This is a genomic window from Pedobacter sp. MR22-3 (genome assembly GCF_026240075.1).
Lineage (GTDB): Bacteria > Bacteroidota > Bacteroidia > Sphingobacteriales > Sphingobacteriaceae > Pedobacter.
Window position 1 is genome coordinate 56359 of record NZ_JAPIVF010000004.1, and the last position, 24689, is coordinate 81047.

The 24689-nt window shown below is 39.1% G+C and carries 18 protein-coding genes; 4 read left to right on the forward strand and 14 right to left on the reverse strand.

Going from position 1 to position 24689, the window contains the following annotated elements:
• Nucleotide 1: 1 nt before the first annotated feature.
• Together OQ267_RS10200 and OQ267_RS10205 are read right to left on the reverse strand one after the other, a co-directional pair.
• Complete coding sequence (locus tag OQ267_RS10200; RefSeq protein WP_265835797.1) at nucleotides 2-1609, reverse strand: RagB/SusD family nutrient uptake outer membrane protein; 1608 nt, start codon at nucleotides 1607-1609, stop codon at nucleotides 2-4.
• Nucleotides 1610-1652: 43 nt separating this feature from the next.
• Nucleotides 1653-4589, reverse strand: coding sequence for a SusC/RagA family TonB-linked outer membrane protein (locus tag OQ267_RS10205; RefSeq protein ID WP_265835798.1), 2937 nt, complete (start codon nucleotides 4587-4589; stop codon nucleotides 1653-1655).
• 239 nt (nucleotides 4590-4828) lie between these two features.
• Between OQ267_RS10205 and OQ267_RS10210 the strand changes: the two genes are divergently transcribed.
• The 4 genes from OQ267_RS10210 (at nucleotide 4829) to OQ267_RS10225 (ending at nucleotide 13007) form a co-directional block, all read left to right on the forward strand.
• Nucleotides 4829-8905 carry a hybrid sensor histidine kinase/response regulator transcription factor gene (locus OQ267_RS10210; protein ID WP_265835799.1) on the forward strand — a complete coding sequence of 1359 codons (4077 nt, stop codon included), beginning with the start codon at nucleotides 4829-4831 and terminating at the stop codon, nucleotides 8903-8905.
• 169 nt (nucleotides 8906-9074) lie between these two features.
• Nucleotides 9075-9857 carry a (2Fe-2S)-binding protein gene (locus OQ267_RS10215; protein WP_322974861.1) on the forward strand — a complete coding sequence of 261 codons (783 nt, stop codon included), beginning with the start codon at nucleotides 9075-9077 and terminating at the stop codon, nucleotides 9855-9857.
• A gap of 21 nt (nucleotides 9858-9878) precedes the next feature.
• Nucleotides 9879-10856: an FAD binding domain-containing protein gene (locus OQ267_RS10220; protein ID WP_265835800.1), complete on the forward strand. Its 978-nt coding sequence runs from the start codon at nucleotides 9879-9881 to the stop codon at nucleotides 10854-10856.
• Nucleotides 10857-10871: 15 nt separating this feature from the next.
• Nucleotides 10872-13007 carry a xanthine dehydrogenase family protein molybdopterin-binding subunit gene (locus OQ267_RS10225; protein WP_265835801.1) on the forward strand — a complete coding sequence of 712 codons (2136 nt, stop codon included), beginning with the start codon at nucleotides 10872-10874 and terminating at the stop codon, nucleotides 13005-13007.
• 99 nt (nucleotides 13008-13106) lie between these two features.
• On the opposite strand, the gene OQ267_RS10230 is transcribed toward OQ267_RS10225, so the two are convergent.
• The 12 genes from OQ267_RS10230 to OQ267_RS10285 form a co-directional block, all read right to left on the reverse strand.
• Nucleotides 13107-13658 (reverse strand): hypothetical protein, encoded by a 552-nt coding sequence (locus OQ267_RS10230; RefSeq protein ID WP_265835802.1) that lies wholly within the window; start codon nucleotides 13656-13658, stop codon nucleotides 13107-13109.
• A 150-nt stretch (nucleotides 13659-13808) separates the two neighbouring features.
• Entirely contained in the window at nucleotides 13809-15263 is a 1455-nt protein-coding gene (locus tag OQ267_RS10235) for a TolC family protein (RefSeq protein WP_265835803.1), read from the reverse strand.
• A gap of 32 nt (nucleotides 15264-15295) precedes the next feature.
• Complete coding sequence (locus tag OQ267_RS10240; RefSeq protein ID WP_265835804.1) at nucleotides 15296-16654, reverse strand: HlyD family secretion protein; 1359 nt, start codon at nucleotides 16652-16654, stop codon at nucleotides 15296-15298.
• Nucleotides 16647-17651, reverse strand: coding sequence for an ABC transporter transmembrane domain-containing protein (locus tag OQ267_RS10245; RefSeq protein WP_088300680.1), 1005 nt, complete (start codon nucleotides 17649-17651; stop codon nucleotides 16647-16649). Before OQ267_RS10245 ends, OQ267_RS10240 begins: the two co-directional genes overlap by 8 nt.
• Before the next feature lie 530 nt (nucleotides 17652-18181).
• Nucleotides 18182-18475, reverse strand: a complete 294-nt coding sequence (locus OQ267_RS10250) for a hypothetical protein (protein WP_265835805.1) — start codon at nucleotides 18473-18475, stop codon at nucleotides 18182-18184.
• A gap of 191 nt (nucleotides 18476-18666) precedes the next feature.
• Nucleotides 18667-19248 (reverse strand): suppressor of fused domain protein, encoded by a 582-nt coding sequence (locus tag OQ267_RS10255; protein ID WP_265835806.1) that lies wholly within the window; start codon nucleotides 19246-19248, stop codon nucleotides 18667-18669.
• 331 nt (nucleotides 19249-19579) lie between these two features.
• A complete protein-coding gene (locus OQ267_RS10260; protein WP_265835807.1) occupies nucleotides 19580-19972 on the reverse strand; it encodes an Imm1 family immunity protein in 393 nt (130 codons plus the stop codon).
• A 10-nt stretch (nucleotides 19973-19982) separates the two neighbouring features.
• On the reverse strand, nucleotides 19983-20189 hold the full coding sequence (locus tag OQ267_RS10265; RefSeq protein ID WP_265835808.1) for a hypothetical protein: 207 nt from the start codon (nucleotides 20187-20189) through the stop codon (nucleotides 19983-19985).
• Between the two features lie 100 nt (nucleotides 20190-20289).
• On the reverse strand, nucleotides 20290-20919 hold the full coding sequence (locus OQ267_RS10270; protein WP_265835809.1) for a hypothetical protein: 630 nt from the start codon (nucleotides 20917-20919) through the stop codon (nucleotides 20290-20292).
• A 618-nt stretch (nucleotides 20920-21537) separates the two neighbouring features.
• Nucleotides 21538-22257, reverse strand: coding sequence for a hypothetical protein (locus OQ267_RS10275; protein ID WP_265835810.1), 720 nt, complete (start codon nucleotides 22255-22257; stop codon nucleotides 21538-21540).
• 14 nt (nucleotides 22258-22271) lie between these two features.
• Nucleotides 22272-23717 carry a Tox-REase-5 domain-containing protein gene (locus tag OQ267_RS10280; RefSeq protein WP_265835811.1) on the reverse strand — a complete coding sequence of 482 codons (1446 nt, stop codon included), beginning with the start codon at nucleotides 23715-23717 and terminating at the stop codon, nucleotides 22272-22274.
• Nucleotides 23718-23724: 7 nt separating this feature from the next.
• Nucleotides 23725-24678 (reverse strand): hypothetical protein, encoded by a 954-nt coding sequence (locus OQ267_RS10285; RefSeq protein ID WP_265835812.1) that lies wholly within the window; start codon nucleotides 24676-24678, stop codon nucleotides 23725-23727.
• Nucleotides 24679-24689 lie beyond the last annotated feature (11 nt).

Here is a 24689-nt window from a genome sequence, read left to right on the forward strand (position 1 = left end):
ATTAATAACCAGGATTTTGACGAAGGTTTGGATTGGCAGATAGATCTGTCGGAGGCAGTGGATACAATGAAAATCTGGCATTTACCGCCGTTCCGTTTCGGGTACCACCTTTCCATGCCCATAAATAGTTAGCCGAGGTAAATTTACCAAAGCGAATCAAATCGGTTCTCCTGAAGGCTTCGTACCAAAGTTCTCTTCCGCGTTCATCCAGAATAAAATCAGTAGTTAAAGCGCCAGAACTAATATTTCCTGCGGTACTTCCATTGTAAGCTCTTGTGCGCAATTGGTTCACATAACCCAATGCAGTACTTAAACTTCCGCCAGTGCCCCCTCTTAAAACAGATTCTGCATAAGTGAGATAAATTTCGCCTAAACGGAAAAGCGGGAAATCAATATCAGAGAAATCTTTCGCTACATCCTGATGAGGTGCCGGTCCGCCTGAACGGGTTTTGTTTCGGTATTTGGTACTCGAATAGCCATCGGTAGAGGTATACAAATCATTCACTTCCAGATTTTGTCCGCTCGTGTAAAACTGCGCCCTGCTATCTGTCGCCCCTGTTTTATCTGCAAAAAGATTCACAAACTGCTGCGTAATGCGCAACCCGCCCCAAGTTCCGCTAGAACCTGAAACCTCTGCAGGTACACCAGCCGGACCATGCATCAGGTAAGTGGTACCGCCATAATTCTGTGTACTGGTACCATCGTAGTTAATGGTTAAAATAAATTCATCTTTATTCAAATGATTATCAGCAATGGTTAATTCACGGTAATTGTTATGTAAGGCATAACCTGCACCCGTAATTTTATTACAATAGGTAATGGCATCAGTATATCTCGGCGTGCCAGTGTATACTTCAGCATTTAAATAAATCCGGCTCAATAATGCCCAGTCAGCCGCCTGATCTGCACGGCCATATTCGTTGGTTTTGGCCGGAGCCAGTTCGGTTTCTATGGCTTTAAGTTCTGACTCTACATAATTAAACACTTCTTTACGCTGCATCTGTAATGGCAAATCTTTCCCGCCAATCTGCGTTTGTTCCGTTACCATTGGTACGTTTCCATAAAGATCCATTAAAACCGAATACTGAAATGCCCTGATGAAACGTGCTTCTGCCCTGAACCTGCGCACCGCTACAGCATCTGCTCCTGTAATTCCATGTTTGCTTAAATTATCATCTGATGATTGGTTAATGAAATCATTACACAAGGTAATCTGAAAGTAGGAACGGTAATACAATCCGTTGATGATTGCATTGGTTGATGACCAGCTCATTTCATGTAAACCCTGAATCCCGGCATCACTTTGCCATGACCAAACAGCCTCATCTGTGGTGAGCTCCTGCAAGTTCCAGTATAAACGAAGGAAATCAGAGTTACCCTCATCCTTAATAATTTCAGTGGGGATGTCTGGCTGGCCAACAGAGGCATTTCCTGTAAGTGCAAAGGCACCATAAACTTTGGCCAATGACTGTTTATAACCGCTTACGCTGGTGTATACATTATCGGCAATTAAATCATTGGTTGGTGTAAGATCCAGTTTGGTGCAGGAAACCATCAAGAATGAAGTGATGCAAACCAGCAGGAACATTTTTAAAACACGTAGTTTCATATATTTTGGATTAAAACGGTTCATCATATTTCAATATAAATCGTTAGTAATTGAGGTTTAAGCCTATAGAATACACACGAGGCCGTGGATAGATGTTGTTATCTATTCCTGAAGCTACCTCAGGATCAAGGCCTTTATATTTGGTGATTACAAATACATTCTGCACGCTGGCGGTTAGCTGCAAATTGGCTTTGCTTTTAAATAATTTTCCAAAGGCATAACCCAGGTTAATATTATCCATCCGCAGGAATGATGCATTCTGAACATAATAATCACTTAACAATTGCTGTGTCTTGAAATTGGTAGTGAGGTAGTTTGGTGATGCATTCAGGATAACCGATGTACCCGTAATTTGTGCGAGGTTACCGCTTTGGCTGTAATTATTATTGTATACGTAACCACCTAAATTCGCCCTCAGGGTAAAGGAGAGGTTCCATTTTTTATAGCTTAAATTATTACTGAAACCGAGGAACAATTTCGGGTCTGCCTGTTTACCTTTCTTTAAATCGCTGGCGGTAATGGCACCATCGCCATTTTGATCAACATAGACACCTTCAATCGGATTTCCAGCCTGGTCATACACCTGTTCAAAAAGATTAAAGATATTTTTCGGTCCGCCAACGGCATTTATAAATACGAATTGTCCGCCTACACCACCTGCTATTGAACCGCTTGGAAAGCCTGCATAGTTAGGATCATTCGGAACTACGGTTAAATTGGTAATGGTATTTTTATTGTATGTGGCATTTACGCTGAAATCCCAGTTGAAATCTTTTTCTTTTACCGGATTAAAGTTCAGCGTCATCTCCACCCCTTCATTTTTCATATCGCCTACATTTACAATTGCCGTGGCGGCGAAATTGGTTCCTGCAGGTTGCGGAATCCGGTTTAACAGATCACTGGTTTTCTTCTGATAGACATCCAGGCTACCACTAATGCGGTTATCAAATAAACCAAAATCAAGCCCGACATTGGCAGTTGCAGTTTCTTCCCATTTAATATTGGAAATGTAAGCACTTGGCCGGTACATCTGGTAAAAGGTATCGCCGAACTGATATTGTGCATTCAGTGAACTTAAACCATAAGTGGAAAGGTAGCCATAGTTATCAATTCCATCCTGCTGACCAGTAATACCATAACTGGCGCGAACTTTCAGGTTGGATATGGCTTTAACATCTTTTAAGAACGCTTCATTTTTAGCGGTCCAGGCTAAGGCAACAGATGGGAAAGTACCATATTTATAGGCCGGGCCAAAACGGGATGATCCATCACGGCGAACTGTTGCTGTTAACAAAAAGCGTTCATCATAATTGTAGTTAAACCGGCCAAAATAAGAGATGAGGCGATATTGAGGTTTATTAAATGGAAAGGCCGGATCAGAATTAGCAACTTTATTTCCTACGGCATCAAAAACCGGATAGAAATATTGCGTAGTTAAATAATCATTGTAAGAATAACCAGCCGTAGCATCAACCCTGCTCTTGATTGATTTAAAATCTTTCACATAGTTCAGGTAAAAATCAACAACGGTATTTTGCCTGTTGGTTTTATATTGATTGCTTACCCCATTGCTTAGAATAGATTCTGCTGCATTCGGATCAACATAAACAGTTCCTTTTCCCGTAGCCACATCATAAGCAGCATTGAAATTAGCATGTAATTCCGGGAGAAATGGAAACTGGTAATCCAGTTGTAAATTACCAATACTTCTCATGGGTTTAGCCCGATCTTCTCTCTGCTCCAGCAAACCAACCGGATTGCGGCCCACCAGATTAACTAAACCCGTAGGACTGGTTGGATCTAACCATTCCCAATAGCCATTGTATGCTGATCGGTTGGTATAAGTGGCCTGCGTAGGATCAAAACTTACCGCGCCACCAATGGCAGCGGTGTTGGCAAATCGTGTTTTTTGCATGCTGCCCTTTAAGTTTAAATCTACCTTTAAGTGATTATCAAAAAAGCGTGGATTGAGTACCAGTGCCGCAGAAGTTTTTTCCAGCTGATCGGTTCTTAATAAACCTGTTTGATTCTGGTACCCTACAGAGATGCGATAAGGCAATTTCTTGATTCCGCCACTTATGCTTAAGTTGTTATCAGTAGAGAAACCATCCTGGTAAATCAGGTCCTGCCAATTGGTATTAAAACTACCCAATTGTGCTTTTTGTGCAGCAGTTCCTTTTGAATTTACAATGGAACGGATTTCATCAGCACTCAATACCTCCAATTGTTTTACAATTTTAGAAATGGAATTAACCGAGTTGAAACTCACTTTCAACTCATTGCTTAATCCTTTTTTGGTGGTGATGATGATGACCCCGTTAGATGCCCTGGCACCATAAATAGCTGCTGCCGACGCGTCTTTTAATACCGTAAAGCTTTCAATATCATTTGGATTGATGAAACTTAAGGGATTGGAAGCACCAGAAACGCCTCCATTTTCTAAGGGTACGCCATCAATCACGAATAAAGGATCATTACTGGCATTTAAGGATGAACCTCCGCGAATCCGGATGGTACTTCCTGCACCCGGCTGACCGCTATTGGAAGTAATGGCCACTCCTGAAACCTTGCCAGAAAGCATTTGTTCTGGCGTGGTAATGCTTCCCTTCTGAAAGTCCTTCACGCCAACTACAGCAACCGAACCTGTTAAATCTTGTTTTCTGGTAGTACCATAGCCCACTACAACCACATCATTTAAAGTGGAAGCATCTTCAATCAGGGTAATGGTTAAACTGGTTGATTTAGAAACCGGAACTTCCTGCACTTTGTAACCTACAGCGGTAAATACTAAAATTCCATTCGATGGAATTTTAAGGGTGAAATTTCCGTTTCCATCAGTTGAAGTTGCGGTAGCCGTTCCTTTTAATCGAACGCTTACCCCAGGCATCCCCAAATTATCTGGAGCAGTTTTCACCACGCCGGTAATGGTGGCCTGTTGAGCGAAAAGATATCCATGGGTAAAAATCAATAGTAATAGCATAAACATTCGCTTGTTACTCTTGAAGAAAATTGTAATCATCTGCATAGAAATATCGGTTAGAATTATGGCCACAAATAAAGCCTTTATCCCTGTTTTTGATTTGTGCTATCGTCCATTTTTTTTGTGCTAATCGTCATAATATCGCCCTATTTACCTATAAACCATGTAAAGTATACGTAAGCTGCTGAAAAATGAATTACATTTGATTTCAAAAAAATTGCGTCTGGCGAAGCACAAGAATGATCCGTATAGTTAAATTTATTTTCTCTTTTCTCTGCGTTACGCTTGCCCTAAACAGCTACGGACAAAATTTAAAGTTTAAGCACATTAATGTAGAAAATGGTTTATCAAACAGCACCATCGAGTGCATTTTTCAAGATAGCCGTGGCTTTATCTGGTTCGGTACAAGAGATGGCCTGAACCGTTATGATGGCAATGAGATTACCGTCTTTAAAAGCACGGGGAAAGCCGGAAGTCTCAGCGATAACTTCATCAGGTGTATTTTAGAAGATCAGGACAAAAATCTCTGGATCGGAACTTCAAACGGTCTGAATAAATTTAATCCGGAGCAAAACAAGTTCACCCATTACCCAGGTTCCGGGCAGAATAGCAATATCATTACTGCAATTGTGCAAAATAAACAAGGCATCTGGGTGGGTACTTATGGTGGTGGTCTTTTTAAGGTTAACCAGCAGCAGCAAAACCTCAAGCAATATACCTTCGGAAATACGCAGCATATAGGTACGAGAAAAGATTTTATCAATGATATTTATACCGATCCAGGTAGTCAACTCTGGATTGCCAGCGACGCTGGTGTTGAACTTTTAAATACAACAAATGGTATTGCTCAACCTAAGTTAAACAATTATAAAATCAGGACGATTAAAAAAGCCAAAGACAATTCTTTCTGGCTGGCGACCGAAGAAAATGGCCTGATTCATTTCAATGCAGCAAATAATACCTATAAAAACTACCTGCATGAAGAGAAAAACCGCAACAGCATGGGCAGTAATTTGGTCAGGGCCATTGCATTCGATCATCAAAACAAGGTATGGATAGGCGGCATTAATGGCGGCTTAAATCATTTCAATCCTTTAACAGAAAATTTCACCCATGATCAGAATCAGGCAGGTAATGCTTTCAGCCTTTCTCAAAGAACCGTTTCGGCTCTTTTTGTAGATAAACAAGGTAATCTTTGGGTGGGTACACATCGTGGAGGTGTAAATCTTTATAGCCCACAGGCGGAAAAATTTAACTTGTTCAGGCAGGAACCCGATAAAAACAGCTTAAGCTATAATGATGTCAGAGCTTTTTATGAAGCAGATAACGGAGAGATCTATATTGGTACGGATGGCGGCGGACTGGATATTTACAATAAAAAAAGTAAGGTTTTTAAGCATTTTAAATTTAGCCCTTTCGATGCTAAAACAATAGGTGCCGATGCCATCTTAGACATTACCAAAACCAAAGGCGGATTACTGATTGGTACCTGGGCCGGAGGATTAAACCGGATGAATGCAGATGGAACCTTTACCCGGTACCAGCACAAGGATAGCGACCCTAATTCCATTTCTTCAGATTATGTTCAAAGATCTTTTGAAGATAGTGAACACCACATTTGGATCGGTACCTATTATGGTGGATTGAACCTGTTTGATCCCGCGACGAATAGATTTAAAAGGTTTACAGATGGTGCAAATGGTACACATTTAACCGGCAATAACATCGTTTCCATTAACGAAGATTTAAATAAAAACCTCTGGATTGGTACAGATGATGGTGGTTTAAACCGGTACAACCTCAAGACCAAAGTATTTAGTCACTATTTTACTGAAGGTGGCAAAAAACCTGATTTACGGGTAATCTTTGTTGATGCTAAAGGTAATTTATGGATCGGCCAGGCCGGACTCTACCACTTTAATGCAAGCAAAAATAAATTTGTACCGGCTACTCAAAAAGCTGGACTTAGCACCGCTTTCATTAAGGGGATTACAGAAGATGAACAGGGAAATTTATGGATTTCTACCGCAAATGGCCTGACTAAATATCATCCGCAGAAACAGACCTATAAGCAATACAACATGGCAGATGGCCTGCAGGGACAGGAGTTTGAATCCAATGCTTATCTTAAAACTAAAAGCGGTGAAATGTTTTTTGGCGGCATCAATGGGTTTAATTCCTTTTTCCCGAAGGATATTAAAACCAATGCCTTTGTGCCTCCGGTATACCTCACCGAGCTGAAAATATTTAATAAGGTGATCTCCCCGCAAAGTGATGAAAACATCCTGAAAAGTGATATCAGCTATACTAGAAAGCTCAAGCTGGACTACGATCAGGCAACAATTACCTTTCAGTTTGCAGCACTGAATTACGTATCAAGTGAAAATAACCAATACGCCTACCAGTTGGAAGGTGAAGACAAGGAATGGATTAATATTGGCAATAGCCGACAAGCAGTATATACCAATCTTGATCCCGGCACCTATATTTTTAAAGTTCGGGCATCCAATAATGATGGCATTTGGAACAACGTTGGCGTAGCCATTGAAGTGCGCATTGCTCCACCCTTCTGGGCAACCTGGTGGTTCAGGTTACTGGTCATTGGTACAGCTGTTTACTTCACCTATCTGGCCTTAAGCTTCAGGCGCAGACTGGAACTGAGAAAAATTGAGGAAGAAAAGCGGGAAGAAATCCACCAGACCCAACTTCAGTTTTTCACTAATATTTCTCACGAATTCCGAACACCACTTTCCCTCATCCTGGGTCCGATTGAGCGTTTGCTGAGTGAAGATAAACAGGAATCTTTTCAAAGCTATTACAACACCATCCACCGCAACGCCAACCGCCTGCTGAGGTTAATTAATGAACTGATGGATTTTAGAAAAACGGCTGCCGGTGCGCTAAAACTAAACGTTACAGCCGGAAACCTTAACCTTTTTATTGATGAAATTGCAGAAGAGTTTAAGGAAATGGCCGCTGATAAAAACATAATATTTACGGTTGAGAAAGATCCTTTACCAACGGAAATATGGTTCGACCGACAGATTATCGAAAAAATTATCCTTAACCTGGTTAATAATTCATTGAAGTATACGAAAGCTAATGGTACATTAAAAATTCAGATCCTTCATTCTATAGAGGGTGTTATGCCATTATTTGCCAACCAACTGAACATTGAAAGTGATTATAAGGGAACGGAATATGTTTATTTCAGGGTCATTGATAACGGAATTGGTATTTCGAAGGCTTCTATCCAGCACTTGTTTGAACGCTATTACCGGATAACAGAATCACATCTGGGTTCGGGTGTCGGTCTGGCCTTTGTTAAAAGTTTGACCTTACTTCACAAGGGTTTGATTAAAGTATCAAGCGAAAGAAATGAAGGAACGGAAATCATGATCGGGATTCCGGTGCTTAAAGGCGATTACCAAATGGATGAATTGTTTACCCGAAGTGATACAGCTGGCGGAACACGACTCGAAAGCATCATGTACCAGGTGGAAGCTGATCACAAAACAACCATTCCTGTCGTGACAAACAATCAAAATGAAAAACAAAGGATATTAATTGTAGATGATAATGATGAGTTGCGCAATTTTTTAAAGCATGCATTAGCCAATCAATATCACATTCTGGAGGCTGTAGATGGCATTAAAGGTATGGAAGTAGCCCGGCAAAACCTTCCCGAGCTCATCATTAGCGATGTAATGATGCCGGGTATGAGCGGAACGGAATTTTGCAGCCTCATTAAAGAAAATATAGAAACCAGCCACATTCCATTTTTAATGCTCACGGCAAAAAATAGTATAGAAGCTGAAATTGAGGGTGCCGCATCTGGTGCAGATCTTTATTTTACTAAGCCGATAAATACAAATCTGTTGCACATCACCATTCGTAATATTTTTGAACAACGACAAAAATTAAAAGAGCATTATTTAAAAAACAGGGAAATTCAACCCAGAGAACTGGTCAGTTCTGAAAAGGATAAACTTTTCATGAATAAATTGCTGGCTATTATTGATGCCCAAATGATTAACCCTGAACTGGATATTGATTTCTTATGTAAGGAAATTGGCATGAGCAGAACGAAACTTTACCAGAAACTAAAATCAATTACAGGGCAATCGATTGGTGAGTTTGTGCGTTCAGCCAGACTTCGTAAAGCGATAGAAATTATGAAAAATGAAGATGTATTGATGACCGAGGTGATGTACAGAATCGGGATCCAAACGCAATCTTATTTTACCAAAGCCTTTAAAAAGGAATTTGGTGTTACGCCTACTGCTTATATTCAGGGGTTGGGCAAAAATTCTTAATGTTTTTACCTGCTTAGCGTAATTATGAAACATCCGTAATGGCCTGATTCTGTTTCAGGTGCAATCGTATCATTTTTGTTTTGATCAAAACCAGCCGTTTTTATTGTTGTTCTACAGGTAATAACTTTTAAGCCTGCTCCTGCACTCCTGTCATCTCAAAAACAGCTACATGAAACAAAACACATCACCACTTAGCCTTGAAGAAAAAAAGCTTTTCGGCGACCTTATGCCAGAAGAGCTCAATGAAGTATTGCGTTCGGGCCTTCAGCGACGACATTTTTTAAAATTAATGGGCCTTGCCTCCGCCGGTTTGCTGGTCAGCCATATGGTTGGTGCCGAGCAGCTTTTTGCCCGCTCGGTTGAGTTTGATGAGATTCCGGATCTTTTTCCTGCTGCGATAGAAAATGGCATCAATGTGAGCTTCAAAGTGAATTCAAATAACAAAAAAGTACTTATTGATTCCCGAATGACCCTGCTGGATACATTACGCGAACGGATCGGACTTACGGGTTCAAAAAAAGGTTGTGACCATGGCCAGTGCGGTGCCTGCACGGTGATTGTTGATGGCAACCGGGTACTCTCCTGCCTGACACTTGCGGCAAGTTGCGAGGGAAAATCAATTATTACCATTGAAGGGCTGGCAAAAGATAATGAACTGAACCCCATGCAACAGGCTTTTTTAAAACATGATGGCTTTCAATGTGGTTTTTGTACACCAGGGCAAATCTGTTCTGCAGTGGCATTGATGAAAGAAGCGAAGGAAGGTCAGGCCAGTTTTGTTACATCAAACATCAGGGAACAGGCCGGTGCAGTAATGCTTTCAGATGAGGAGATTGCCGAGCGCATGTCGGGCAATATTTGCCGTTGTGGCGCCTATCCTAATATTGTTGCCGCCATTAAAGAGGCCCAAACCGGGAAAAATATCGAACAGAACTGGCTTTTTGCAGGCTAACTAACATCAACCCATTAGATTATGATACCATTTAAGTTTTCAATAGCAAAAAATCCATCAGAAGCTTTGGGTTTAATTCATCCGCATGCAGCGTTTTTAGCTGGCGGCACCAATATCCTTGATCTCATGAAGGAACATGTGGCCCAACCCACTGAAATCATTGATCTGGGTCGCTTACCTTTAAATACCATTAAGCCGACTGCTACAGGCATAAGTCTTGGTGCGCTGGCTAAAAATACAGAAACGGCCAATCATCAGCTGATCAGGAAAGATTATCCCATGTTGAGTAAAGCTATTTTAGCGGGTGCATCTGCACAAATCAGAAATATGGCCAGCAATGGTGGTAATTTGTTGCAACGTACCCGATGCAGTTATTTTTATGACATCAATATGCCTTGTAACAAAAGGGTTCCGGGAAGTGGATGTGCGGCCATGAAAGGCTTTAACAGGATGCATGCCATTTTTGGATGGTCGGATCAATGCGTGGCAGTTTATCCCTCAGATATGGCTATCGCGCTTTCGGCTTTAAACGCCAACGTTACAGTGATGCAGCAAAATGGCAGTGAAAGAAGCATTCCTTTTACTGCTTTTCACCTCCTTCCTAAAGATCATCCTGAAAAAGACAATAGCTTAAACCATGGTGAACTGATTACCTCCATTGAGCTTCCTAAAAATAATTTCGCTGGCCATTCTGCCTATATCAAAGTTCGTGACCGCAATTCATATGCATTTGCACTGATTTCAGTAGCGGCAGGTTTTGAGTTACAAGGTAGCACCATTAAAACAGCACATATTGCCATGGGTGGCGTAGCGCATAAACCCTGGAGGGCATTAAAAGCGGAAGCCTTTTTAAAGGATAAAGCGGCTACGCTGGCTAATTTTACCAAAGCTGCAAACTTGGAAATGAGTGCGGCCAAACCACTTGCTCATAATAAATTTAAAATAGAAATGGGTAAACAGACTTTAATCCATGCGTTTGAAGTGGCTTTAAAAGGTTAAGAGATCTGGAACATTATGGAAAACACGAACAAAATCATTGGCAAAGGCATAGACCGGATCGATGGCATCATGAAGATTACAGGTAAAGCCACTTATGCAACGGATTACCCAGCTAAAAATATGGCTTATGCCGTGCTTTTCAAAAGTACCATCGCCGCTGGAAAAATTGTAGAGATGGATACCGCCGATGCTGAAAAATCTCCGGGCGTAATTCAGGTGATCACTCATAAAAATGCGCCAAAATTAAATGTTAAAGGTGGATTAAGGGGCGGCGCCTTATTACAAGGGCCGGAAATTACTTTCCATGGCCAGCATATTGGGATGGTGGTTGCCGAAACTTTTGAACAGGCCACTGCTGCCTCACACCTCATTCAGGTTAAATATCAGCAGGATAAAACAGAGAAAATTGATTTTGATGAACTGGCCAAAAAACCGGAGATGCCCAAGGGAAAAGAACTGGCCGACCTGGTGAGGGGTGCAGGAAAATCAGCCCTGGCACAGGCTGAAATTAAAATTGAAGAGGCATACGAAACACCTATTGAGCACCACCATCCCATGGAACCGCATGCTACGTTGGCCGTTTGGGAAGGCGAAAACCTGATTCTTTATAATGGTTCGCAGATTATCAATGGCGCACAAACGGCCGCCGCAGCTACGTTAAACTTAAGGCCTGAACAGGTAAGGATTGTTTCACCCTATATTGGAGGTGGTTTTGGTTCGAAGGGCGGACAGTGGGCCAATGTAGTGCTGGCGGCAGTTGCCGCTAAAATGGTAAACAGACCCGTGAAACTAGCGCTCACCCGCCAGCAAATGTTCAATTCTGTTGGGCTAAGGCAAAGGAATATACAGAAAATTAGTTTGGGTGCCACAAAAGATGGGATACTGACCACTTTAGCACATGAAACCATTTCACATACGGCTGTTGATTCAGAATATATCGAACCCTGTGGTGATTGTTCCAAAATCATGTATGAGGTACCCAATTCCTTGATTTCTTACCGGGTAGTACCCATGAATCTGATTCTGCCAACCTACACCCGCGGCCCAGGAAAATCTACTGGTAGCTTTGCGCTGGAATGTGCGATGGATGAACTGGCACATCAATTAAAGATGGATCCTATTGCCTTGCGGATTAAAAACGAACCAAAAAAAGATCCTTCAAATGGCAAACCATGGAGTTCCAGAACTACCGTAAAATGTTTGGAAGAGGGTGCTAAGGCTTTTGGCTGGGAAAAACGCAAAGCCATTCCGGGCACTCATTTCTCCGGAGAAAATTTAATTGGTTACGGTGTAGCCTGCGGTACCTATCCGGCCCGCCAGCGAGACAGTTCGGCAAATATTAAACTTACTTTGAAGGCTGGCCAGGTGTATGCCACAGTAGAGATTGCAGCATCTGATCTTGGAACGGGCACCAATACCATTCTGGCACAAACCGCTGCTGATGGATTGGGCATTCCCCTATCTCGGATTACCATGAAAATTGGCGATTCAGACCTTCCACCTGCTGCCGGATCAGTAGGTTCAGTGGGTGCCTCCAGTTTTGCCAATGCAGTAAATGATGCCTGTACCAAAATTACGGATGAGCTGCTGGCTAAATCAAATAAACAATTTTTTGTTAGGCCAACGGCAAATGACTTAATGATCTCAGAAAAGATAGCTGCCTTTGAAACCCAATCTAGTTCTAAAGCCCCTGCAGAAGCCGAACAATATTCAGCACATAGCTTTAATGCGAATTTTGCTGAAGTAAGCATCAACAAATTAACCGGAATGGTTAAAGTAACCCGTTTTCTTGCCGTAACGGGTGCAGGAAAAATTCTGAATCCGAAAACAGCCCGGTCGCAAATTATAGGTGGAAACATCTGGGGCATTGGAATGGCACTCACCGAAGAATCAGTTATTGACCCACGGTACGGAAATTTCGCCACCCGCTCTTTTGCAGATTATCATGTGCCCGCTAACCTGGATGTTGGACAGTTAGATGCCATGTTTATCAATGAAGTTGACATGATCCCAAATAAAATGGGTGTAAAAGGTATTGGTGAAGTGGGGATTGTGGGCGTTGCAGCAGCGATAGCCAATGCCGTTTTTAATGCAACGGGTAAAAGAATCAGGTCTTTACCCATTACACCTGATAAATTACTTCCTTCCTAAATGAATCTTTTTATTAACGCAACTTTTTGTAAGGAAGTAGCAAGAATTTGTAATCCAGTCACCGGATAAATATTTATCCGGTGAAAACCAATGTTTATACTATTCTCCCCAACTTACCTGGATGTTGTGCTTTTCTGCATAAGCTTTACCTTTAGCCATTAAAGCATCGTGCTTTTGCATAAAAGTTGCCCCGTATTTGGTATCGATATTTTTAATGATCTCCTCTTTGGCACTTTGATCACCTTTTGTATCGCAAAGTTTCGCGTAAGCCAGATATTCGTTTTTATACACCGGAATCACATATTCATATAAATCAACAGCTAATTTTTGAATTTCTTTCTGGTCATCTCCGGAGGCGGATACCTTTTTAATTTTTTCTAAGGATTGTTCCAGAAATTGAGTATTCAATTTTATACTGTTTACGGCCTCATCACCCTTTTTCTTACTTGATGGAATATTTGGAAATTCCTTTGCTTCAGCATCAAGACGTTGAGCCAACACCGGACTGGCAAAGTCTTTAATCGTATTGGTATTCAGAATCGTAATCTCGAAAAATTTTGTAGGTGATTCCGAGCAGGAAGATAAAAACAGGAGCCCCAGGGCTAAAAAGGATAATAATCGTTTCGGGAAAAATACGTGTAGGTTCTTCATCTTTTTAAAATATTATTGCTTTAAATTTGAGTTGGAGCATAAGCAAAGATGATGCCGTGTTCATGCTCAGAACCTTGTTTACATTACAAAGAAGCAGGTTTTAATGGTGTGAATTAATTTAATGAACAGTATCCATCTCATTTTCAAGGCCTAATACTGCTTTTGTTTTCCGGCACGATAATATAAATCTGCCATCACTTTCTGAAAACTGGAAATCAGTTCAGCACGCTTCACCTGCATATCCATTAATTTAGTTTCCCGGGTATTAATGAGGAATAAATTACTTTCTCCGAGTTCAAATTTTTGTACTTCAGCTTTGACCAATGTACGCTGGTTCTCCACATTTTTGGATAGCAAATTTACCTGAGCCTGTACAGCTTTAAGTTCTGTAAATGCAGTGATTACGCCTGTTTGAATTTCACGGGTGGTTTGCTGAAGACCATAGGCCATTTCAGCTTGCTGAATCTTAACTTCCCGAAGTTTACCACGTTCTTCCCGAAGAAATAAGGGAAAAGAAAAATCTATGCCCACCTTATAATTGGCTAACCGAAAATCATAATCATTGGGTACATCAGAAAAATCTCTTCGTCCGGCGAGGAATGCACCTTTTATATTAAGCTTAGGCTTTAACATCTCCAGCCGATATTTTTGTTCAATATCAAGTTTAGCCGTTTGACTCTTGATTTTTAATACTTCGGGATGTGTTTCAGTCGCCTGCTGAAGCAAAGTATCTACACGTAATTTTTCCAGGGCCATTTCTGCTTCTGCTATATCTTCAGGAACTGCTTCAGCAGGAAGTTCCTGAGGTTGTGCATTCGAACTCCATAAGTGATTGGATAATAAAAGCCTGGAGTTGATTAGTTTTACGGTAGCTTCCTGAAACTGAATTTTTCTATCCTGAAGCGTAATAGCGGCTTCTACTGAATCAATGGGTGGTTTGTCTCCTATCATTACCTGTGCCCGAATGGCCTGAAAGCGTTTTTGTGCCAGTTCTACCCCTTCATGAGTAAATCTACTTTGTTGAAAAGCATAGTACCAATTCCAGTAATCCTTCTGCACATCAAACCAGACCCCATTAATCTGTGCCACTTTTTCGGCATCAGCATAACCCACCATAATTTTAGCCTGGCGGAGGGTATTTCGGCGGGCATCAATGAACAAACCCTGCCCCAATGGAATGGTTAGGCCAACTCCTGAAAGGCCGGTGCTACTGGTTCGGGTTTCGGGATTATTATACACGCCAACGTTTCGGTCATAACCCACGTTTAGATCTGCACCAGCAAGCCACAGTGGTACTTTTAATTCACTATCCCAATGGTTATAATAATCTGTACCACCAAAAGTTTTCCTTCCGAATGAGGCCATCAAAGCCGGATCAAATTTACCGAGTGATTGAAATACCCTTGCCTGGGCTTCCCTACTCAGTAATGCAGCCTGCTTCACTATCGGATGGTTGAATAAAACCAATGCCTGCAAATCCTTTAACAGGAAAGTTTTTTGATGGGTGAGATCAAGCTTTTCCTGTGCAAAAGCTGAACTGAACACAGTCCATAACAGTAAAATTGGCAGGCAGATTTTGTTAATGGTTCTTTGTTTAACCCACATAGATTTAAGTAATGGCTGAAATAAAACCACAATTATTTGTTATTGATATTTTCTGGTGTAGGTGCCTTATCCAAGCTTGGGGGAAAGCCATTTAGCTGTCGCCAGATTTCATACCAAACCGGAACTGTTCTTAAAATTACCCTTCCGTATACTCCTGAACCCTGACGGAGCTGGATTGGCCAGGGTTCGTCGTTTTTGGGGGTTTGATTAGGCTGCCTCACCAACACGCGGTATTTACCATCTGTACTTACCCGATCAATTACAGAAACCTTCCCGGCAAAAGTACCGATGGCAACTGATGGCCAGCCGGAGAATTGTACCGACGGCCAACCTTTGAACTGCAGGCGCACATTACTGCTATCCACAATAAGCGGAACGTCCATGGCATCAACATATATTTCTGCAGCCACTAAAGGTGAGCGCGGCTGAAGGGTTGCAACCGATTCTCCTTCCTTGATGTTCTCTCCGATTCCGGCTTTGAGGGTTTTCACAATGTAACCATCCTGAGGTGCCCTGACTACGTACAATCCACGCCTGATGTTTATGTTCGACATCTCGTTTCTCAACTTCGCGATCTCTTCCCTTACGGAAGCTTTCCCGGAAAGGGCGGAACTTTTATCTGATTGTGCTGATGCCAGCGACTGGCTGTATTTTGCACGGATGTTATCCAACTCGATATAGGCATTGGCTAAACTCTGCCTCGAACTGTTAAGCTTATTTTCCTGACTGACTTCCTTAGCCTTGTCTTCCTGAAGTTTCAACCGACGTGTTTCAATATCGGTAAGTGAAAAAAGTCCGTTTTTATACCCTACCTCATAACGTTCTAACCTGGCTTTACTGGTTTGATAATAGTTTTTCACCGCAACCAGCTCTGCACTGTCTATTCTTACTGTGTTACGCGCCTGCACCACATTATTTTCAGCGGCAGATAACTGAATCCTCAAACCATTGGTTAGGGCATTAATCTGTGCGTCTGTTGCTGAGATTTTTTGTTCAGCAGCCATTTCACTTCCTTTTTTGGCGGCCAGTTGTTCATTCAACCTGTCTGGAAGATCCGGATTAAAATAGGATTGGTTTGTTTCTGAAAGAATTAAAATGGTGTCTCCCTCTTTCACCTCTTGTCCTTCCCGAACGGCCCAGTGCTCAATTCTGCCACCTATTTGATTTTGGATGGTTTGTGGTCTATCCTCCGGTCTGAGGGCCGTAACGATTCCGCGTCCGGATATGGTTTGTCTCCAGGGCAAAAGCAAGATGATAATGAAAAGGATTAGTACACCGATCATCACCCTGCCCAATAACCTGGGGCCATTGGAGGAAATGAGTTTTGCTTTGGATAATAAAGCATGTTCCTCTATCTTTTTTTCGATAATTTTCTTTGTTCTATTAACCATTTTCCTGCGCTCCTTCCTCTATTTCCAGATCAGTGACCACAGCCAGTTTTTCACTTCCGGTAACCATATCAAATACGGTATTTAAGCTGGTCATGAGTTTTTCTACCGCATAAGAAATCTGCACAATGATTACCTCGGCAGCCACAAACTGACCAAAAGTCATTTGCCGTTGCACCACGAAATAGGAACCCATCAGCAACAAACCGCCCATTAAAATCGTCCGCAAAACGACTGCACTGGCAAACAGCCTTTTTAAAATGCTGAAGTGATCATTTCTGGCACCAATATATTTGGAGGTAATCTCGTCTGTAATGGTCATCACCTGATCCATTTTTTCTGATCGACCACGGTAAGCGTCTAAATCAGCAGCTACATTTTCCAGGTAAGCCACCACTTCATATTTATATTCTGATTCTTCTATACTGGTATTCACACCCCTGCGGTAATAAATGAAAATGATAATGGCAATACAAATGATGGTAAACAAGCCAAATCCAATAAATACCGGGTGATAAAATGAAAGCAGTATGGCACTGAAAAAAATCAATACCGCAGCAGCTACAATATCGATTAAGAGCTTCGTAAGGCCTTTTTGTATGGTTAACACATCGAAGAAACGGTTCACCAGTTCTTGTGGATTTTCGCCTTCGAGCTCCTTTTTCTTGATTCGGGGTAACCGGTAAGCAAAATCGAGTGCGGCCTTAATAAAAATCTTTTGCTCCAGAAATTCTACCAGGCTAAGCTGCCCCAGCAACAAGATGCCACCAACAATAATTCCGATTAAAATCGCCGTGATTAAAATGTAGGTAGAGCCATACATGGAGCCATTAGACAGGAGATTAAAAACGGCCGCTGTTCCAAGTGGAAGCGAAAGGCCGATCATCCCAATGAACCCGGCATAGATAAAAATATAGTTGATCGTGGAACGCTCTGCATGAAGCATTTCGACGAGCCGCTGCCAGGGTGTTGGGCTGTTGGAGAGGTGGTGCTTTTTCATAAATCTAGAACGTAACATCATTTTTATAATAATGTTTTGTGATAAAGATTTAATTATCGTATACAAACAATAAAAATCGATTTTATTCTCTGGAGTGGTAAATTAAGGGGTTCGGTTAAAAAAAATGACCGTATATACTTTGAATTTTGATTGAAAATTGGCTGTATTTATTTGGGCTACATTTCATAAATATCCATTTCACTAAACATGCAATAACATGTAACCATTATGCCTTAGAACTGGGCTTTGACTGGGCTAGGCATGCAGTCAAGATCGGAAGGTTAGTGAATGGGCAGTTGGAATAGAAAAATTTGCGCCTTTGGTACGATAGATCTTAATTGTAGATGAATAAGCCTGAAGGCTATCATATCTTATGGCCGCATCTTTAAACGTTCAGCTTGCAACCGTTTTTATTCAATAGGTTTATGAGTTAAGCGTTACCTACTTTTTCTGCAAAAGATAATAGACTGGCACCAGCATTATTTTTATGATTGGGATTGGCTTGATGATCTAGATAAAAACCCCCTTTACTACCATGAATCAAACTGTTCGATATCAACAACTGTCTGTACTTGAGGAAACTCATTTTCTATTTCATTTTTATCAACAGCATTAAAAAAACTGGAATCATATTTTTTCTCATATAGGAAGAAGCCTTTTCCTAAAGTATAAAAAAGACACGTTTCTTTCTCATTTTCAGATTCAATAAAACTAAAGAGATAAGTATTATTAATTTCCAGATTATTTTCTATTGCAATCTGCTGAATATCAGTCCAATCATTTCTGAATAATTCTGTAAGTTCTTTTATTTCTGACTTACTCATACTTTGTATTGAATTTTTCATCTGAGAAACTTTGTTTGATAATTATCAGTTTCAACAATGCTTTAAAATATTAATTTTATCTTTCAATAGGTTCTTAAAAAGTTGAGCAATATGGAATAATACTATCTAAATCTTATTCTTAAAAAAAGACTATCTCATTTATTGAAATAGCCTTTACTTTTTTATTAAAATTATACTATAGACTTTCTATTTAAGTCAAATACATCTATTTGATGTTTTTTAAATAGTTCCTGAAGTGCTTTGTCACCATTTTCAGTTTTATATTTTAATTCTTTATCAGAAATAGGTATTGCTAAAAGCCAAACAATTTTTTTATCTGGAAGTTGCAATGGTTTCAACTTATCATCCCAAACGAAAGGAACATTAAAATAAATATGTTTCATTTCAAGGCTATCATAATACATCTTAACCATGTCCATAAAGACAGCACCTGGCTTACACTCCCAGTGATCTTTAATAATATAAAAACCACATGTTGCCAATATATTTGGAGTGTCAGTAAATTCTTTATCAGCGCCTATAATCAGCTCTAATGAAAAATTTTGTATTTCATTATTAATCTTTAATTGAGCTTCCGATACTCCAAGTGTTCCATGAAATTGTATATTAGTATGAAGAGGATCTATAACTGTAAAAATATCTATAGATTTTTTATTCTCTTCATCCCAATGCCTTCTTGCAGTAGGATTAATCCCTAAAATTGGTGCAATATATTTTGCAATCTGCTTATTGTTGTCTATAGTCTCGCTCATTATATAATCTAAAAACTCTTTGAATCCAAGACAAAATCCTTCTTCGATTTGTCAAGATTTGAGTAATCAATTTCATAATCTTTCAATTGATTAAACTACTGATTTAAGATCTGTTAAATCTTTTCTTAAATAAGTGCCAGAATTAGCTTTTTATTCCACGCATATAATATTTAAAATCTTCACTAAAATATTTAATTGTATTAATGAATTTTTAAAGAAATATATTCTCTTGTGGTCATTTCTAAATTAAGAAACCTATTAAAATTTCAAATTCTTCATATGCTACATTCTGGGATGCTACTGGCATCTACTTAAAACCAAGATAATATTATTATTCTTCCCAAGTTAAATCTGGATTCATTTTTTGATTTTCAAAATAATACTTAAGAGCCTTTAAAGCTGCATCTTCCCCTACAACTATTGTTGCAGGAAACGTTCCCTCCTGCCCACCTGTTACTAAATCTATATCTTCATTTTCAGAAGCAGCTTTATTAATCAAGTTATAAAATTCATCGTTATTATTTGTTGAAAATGTGCAGACATAATTTCCTTTACCACCACCAACAATCAAGTGATCGTTATCCCCTCCTAATATGATTTGGGTAAATTGTTTCTGATCTAATTGATTAAATTTTTCTAAAACTATTGAGAAATCAGCATTAGTTAAATCAATTGACTTTCCAATATTTACATTGTGGTTCCATTTATCAAAATCTAGTTGCATATGTTATTTATTATTTTGGTGGATAATATGTTTTTGTTCCGTCAAAGCTTCCGTCATTTAATTTTATAACATCCTTGTATATAAGAACAACCGTTTCCTCCTCTAAACTTTCGATTTCTTCCAGTGCCATATCTAGAGCATCATCTAATGAATCAGCCTTAAACTTTTTGATCTCTTTATCATCAAAAATTATAAACGGAGAAAAATCTATACCCAACTAAATATTTTCTATTGCAATCTCCTCTGCCTTTTCTATTGAAGATTGTAATTTGGTTTCTAATTCTTCAAACTCCATAGTTTACTTTAATCGAAATCAGTTAGGAAATCGCTGTATATTTTCTATTTAGTGAGTTAATGGCCACTTTTGCAAAAAAAGAATCATCATTATCTAAACATTTAGTTAGAAATAATTTCACTTCAGGTATATCACTAAAACCAGCACATGCGCAAACAAAGCCAATTCTAAAATCTCTATATCCTTTTTCTTTCACAAGATTTGATTTAGAAATATAATTTAACAAAAAGAGTATTTCTTTTTCGGAAGGAACCATTTTATCCTCTCCTAACACTTCAAACGCACTACTAACCACCTCAAAATCACCAAAAGATAATAAATCTAAAATTGGAATTATATCTTGTAGATTTTCTCTAGCAATCCTCACATATGCTTTGGTTGCACTTGAGGTTATCATATCGTGTTTCTTATTGCTTTTACAAATGCTATACAGCGATTGCTTTGCTTTAGCGTATCTTATTAGGCCTAAACTTTTGATCATCTCAACCTGAGTTTCCCAGGTTTTAGGATTCTCAGCCTCCTTTAAATAAGCATCCCAAAGCTTATCACCAAGATTTTCAATTTTATTTTTACCTATGTATTTTGCAGCGGCTCTTCTTAATGAAGATTTTGAGACAAATAGCTGCTGAGATATTTCTTGTTCTTCAACCATTATCTGCTATGATTTTATCCAATTACCCGTTTTTGAATCTTTATCAAACGAAGAACCATTATGGGCTTCGTAAATTGTATGTAAAGAAGGATCTAATTCAAATAATTGATCCAAAGAAATGATTTTTGCATCTTCTGAGTCAGCTTCATCATCGCTAAACGCTTGAATATCACCTTCCTCATCAACAGAAATATATGTTAGTGGAGATTGTTTAGAAGTTACAAATATTGTAGTAAATACAGGTTTGTTTCCCGGGTAATCTGAAATTTCATTATTTTTTTATTTTTTTAAATAGACTTGAAAATAACAGAATCACAATTTTTCTCATACATGAAGAAGCCTTTCTTTAAAGTATAAAAAGACAGATTTGATACTCATTTTTTTGATTTAATAAAGCTAAAAAGATAAGTTTGTTAATTTCTAGATTATTTTTTAAATCGATCTATTGAATATCAACCCAAACATTTTTAAATAGTTCTGCATGTTCTTTTACCTCTTACTTTAATAAAACATTTTATCGAATAGCCTCATATAAATGAATGGTAACTTAAATCTTTAAAGACCCAAATTCTAGCTCAGATAAAATTTAAATAGATATTTATTTAAGACAAATAAATATCATAAAGTTAACATATCTCTAATTTCTATTGCTTTATTGACGTAATCAATATCATTTGAGTCTGGACAACTTTCCTTGAGTATCAATATAACCCCATCTAAAGTAAACTCTTTTATCACATCTACTGAAACATTTTTTATTTTCGAACTATCCTTAATATAGGTGATCCAGCCAATGGGAGGATCAAAATCTTTTTTATTTACTTTGTGAAAAAAGGGTTTTGTTAATATAGTCCCATCAATAGGATGTAGAATTGTTTGCAAATTTTTCAATAATGCCATGACAAAATGAATATCGATAAATTTTTCTATTTCTTCTGATGGAAACTCAAAAATAAAAAACGAAGATCTAGAACTTGATGTGGGTGAAACATCAATAGATATGTTAGCATTTGACTCTATCATACTATTTGGAGTATAAGAGGTCCTAAAACCAAATGGACTAATAGACTTATTTTGCAAATCTTTATCTTCTGAATTTGGATTTATATAAGCTATTTCTTTGTCTTTAATTTGCAGAAATACTTTGTCGTAGAAATCTTCAAAATCATCTCTAAAATTGATTGCGGAATTTGTATGTAAATTCCAACTTCCAAAATCAGAGAAGTAACTATTAAAATTCATTAATGATTGCAAGATATTTTTACAAAAATTGATGTATTTTTCTGCTGTTAAATCAGCTTTATCAAAGCGTAATCTAAGCATAACTTTTTCCTTCATTGGGTTAAAAATATTTATTTAGTTGTTACAATGACATCTATGTTTATTCCTTCTTCAGCAAAAATTTCTCTTAATTGTGTTGCTTTTTCTTCTGTAGGAACATGATATTCTAACTTACTTCCTGCTTCGCTAGCAATGTCGGCATCCATCCTTGCTTTATTAATTTCAGATTGCCTTGCTGCCTTTTCCCACGGCTTATTTCCAGATGGTGGCCATTTATCCCAATCCTTTGCATCTTTAAGTGTATTGGTTTCCGGATCGTAACCATCAAATTTTTTCTCCCCACTCTTCATCTTATCCGTCTTCACAACATACTCCGTGTTTTTTGGTGCACCAGTTACTTGTTCTTGATATGCTGCACCTTTTTCAGGAGTAGTACGAGTTTCCCATGTACCTGGACCACCATCAGATTGACCGTCTTTAAAAGATGGTTTTTTAGCTTCATAAGCCTTACCATCCTTACCTTTAGCTGGGCCTTCTTCAACAGGCTTAACATTTTCAACAGGTTTAACCTCTTCTTCTTTAGGTTTTGCTTGTTCTTCTTTTGGCGCAACCGGTTCTTCTTTATTACCACCAATAGGTTCCTCTTTCGGTGTAACACCAGGTTTCGCACCTGGAACCCTCAAATTTAAGAAATAAAGCAATAACATGGCATCCATAGGTTCTGCGCTACCACTTGTAATTCGCTTCACGCTGCCGTATTCAGGAAACGCTGCATTTCCAAAAGCGGCATCACGTTCGTCCACATTGTTAATGTCAATCTGCCCTAAGGCCTGTTGGTTAGAAACTGCATTAGCGCCAAAATACAAACGGGCAGCCATTCCCCATCCAGTAATGGAACCCACAATATTTGTGCCTACACTGGCTAGTGTGGGTAGAGATAATGCAGCGGCGCCAGAAAGGAATGCGCCACCTAAGCCAATAAGTGCTCCGCCCATTGCTCCCAGAATAACAGTTTCTCCAAAGTTTCCAATCCCTACACGAAGCGCATCCCACCAATTTTTTACGTTAGGTGCATGTACAACTTTAGATCCAAATACCGGGCATTCCATAGTGCTTCCTGTAGTCAGGGTTTTCTGCCCTCCTATCATCAAATTGCTCTTGTCGCCAATCCATGTCCTAGCAATAGCAGCTTTTTGTCCACACACTAAACCACCTATAACACTCCCATATACTGCTCCTGCAGCTCCTGCAGCAGCACCAACGGCGACGATTACACCTAAAGCTGCACCCCCGGTTGCCACAATCAGCACAGCTATTACCGCAGCAATAAGCGCCATAATTAACATCACCCATTTGCAAACAAAATCACCCATTGATGCCGTGGCAGTATCACTTTTGATCAGGTACTTTTTACTATCTTTCTGTTCTGCAATGCGCTGAATACTTTGCATTTGAGCGGGCATGATACCGCCTGAACACATCCAATAATCTTCCTCAGTTGCAATTTTATTTCCCATAGCACAGCTAATCTAATAGGCTGAAATTTCTTTTTTCTTTACTTGACTCCTGCACATACTCACCAGAACGCTCAGGCTGTGATTCAGATTCAACTTCCTGATTATCTGCCACAATACGATAAACCATTTTAGCTTTTAACAATTCAGGGTGAACAATTTCTTCCTTTGTAATTAATCCTTCTAAAACCCTTCCGCTACTATAATCAATCTTATACTTAGCTTCATCCTTAACTTCTGGCTTTCTGTCGGCAATTTCCGTAATTGGAAAACTACCGTAAGCATTTTTAATCCATGTTTTATCAAAACTTTGTGTTGGGTGACCAACTATATTTACAATTGCTTTCTTTTCATCAGTTAGTGAATTTTCAACTGTGATGGCATAACTCCATTTAACAGATTCCTGCGCAAACAGACTTTTTTTGGTAATATTTTTTCCACCAGGTAAGTTTAAACCCAAATAGGCGTTGAAAAACACCTCAAAAAATTCATTCCCTTTTACAGCAGCTTTAATATTCTCAGGATTGTTAAAAAGGTCATCATTTAATGCGATGATGCCTTTCATGTTATCATGCTTGGTTTGTATGACTTCCATTTCAGCTTTAACCTGCGCCCATTTACGTTGTATTTCTTTAATATTATTAACTTCAATTAATTCACCTTCTTTGCTAATTAGCATATTAAGTTCATTGTACATTCTTTTAAATGCATTGTTGAAAGCACTCAAATCACGCATATTAGGATTATTACTTTCTTTCAAAACATTATCAAGACTTAATACTTCGATATGATAGCCCTGATCTGTTATTTTCAGAACACGAACATCCCATCTTAATTCAGTTACGGTTTTGACAACAAGACTGCTCATAATGATTTCGGATGTTTGTTCAATCATGTACTTTTCAGTAAAGCATTTGTTGATTTGAATTTTCGATTGCTTATTTTCAGATGAATTCCAAAACATAAATTTTAGCT

What these genes read in the sequence shown, in the direction of transcription:
- OQ267_RS10205 (WP_265835798.1), bottom strand. Translation starts at nt 4,589, where the DNA reads ATGCTATTACTATTGATTTTTACCCATGGATATCTTTTCGCTCAACAG.
- OQ267_RS10255 (WP_265835806.1), bottom strand. Translation starts at nt 19,248, where the DNA reads ATGAGCGAGACTATAGACAACAATAAGCAGATTGCAAAATATATTGCA.
- OQ267_RS10235 (WP_265835803.1), bottom strand. Translation starts at nt 15,263, where the DNA reads ATGTGGGTTAAACAAAGAACCATTAACAAAATCTGCCTGCCAATTTTA.
- OQ267_RS10260 (WP_265835807.1), bottom strand. Translation starts at nt 19,972, where the DNA reads ATGCAACTAGATTTTGATAAATGGAACCACAATGTAAATATTGGAAAG.
- OQ267_RS10270 (WP_265835809.1), bottom strand. Translation starts at nt 20,919, where the DNA reads ATGGTTGAAGAACAAGAAATATCTCAGCAGCTATTTGTCTCAAAATCT.
- OQ267_RS10230 (WP_265835802.1), bottom strand. Translation starts at nt 13,658, where the DNA reads ATGAAGAACCTACACGTATTTTTCCCGAAACGATTATTATCCTTTTTA.
- OQ267_RS10215 (WP_322974861.1), top strand. Translation starts at nt 9,075, where the DNA reads ATGAAACAAAACACATCACCACTTAGCCTTGAAGAAAAAAAGCTTTTC.
- OQ267_RS10280 (WP_265835811.1), bottom strand. Translation starts at nt 23,717, where the DNA reads ATGGGAAATAAAATTGCAACTGAGGAAGATTATTGGATGTGTTCAGGC.
- OQ267_RS10275 (WP_265835810.1), bottom strand. Translation starts at nt 22,257, where the DNA reads ATGAAGGAAAAAGTTATGCTTAGATTACGCTTTGATAAAGCTGATTTA.
- OQ267_RS10250 (WP_265835805.1), bottom strand. Translation starts at nt 18,475, where the DNA reads ATGAGTAAGTCAGAAATAAAAGAACTTACAGAATTATTCAGAAATGAT.
- OQ267_RS10245 (WP_088300680.1), bottom strand. Translation starts at nt 17,651, where the DNA reads ATGAAAAAGCACCACCTCTCCAACAGCCCAACACCCTGGCAGCGGCTC.
- OQ267_RS10210 (WP_265835799.1), top strand. Translation starts at nt 4,829, where the DNA reads ATGATCCGTATAGTTAAATTTATTTTCTCTTTTCTCTGCGTTACGCTT.
- OQ267_RS10225 (WP_265835801.1), top strand. Translation starts at nt 10,872, where the DNA reads ATGGAAAACACGAACAAAATCATTGGCAAAGGCATAGACCGGATCGAT.
- OQ267_RS10220 (WP_265835800.1), top strand. Translation starts at nt 9,879, where the DNA reads ATGATACCATTTAAGTTTTCAATAGCAAAAAATCCATCAGAAGCTTTG.
- OQ267_RS10285 (WP_265835812.1), bottom strand. Translation starts at nt 24,678, where the DNA reads ATGTTTTGGAATTCATCTGAAAATAAGCAATCGAAAATTCAAATCAAC.
- OQ267_RS10200 (WP_265835797.1), bottom strand. Translation starts at nt 1,609, where the DNA reads ATGAAACTACGTGTTTTAAAAATGTTCCTGCTGGTTTGCATCACTTCA.
- OQ267_RS10240 (WP_265835804.1), bottom strand. Translation starts at nt 16,654, where the DNA reads ATGGTTAATAGAACAAAGAAAATTATCGAAAAAAAGATAGAGGAACAT.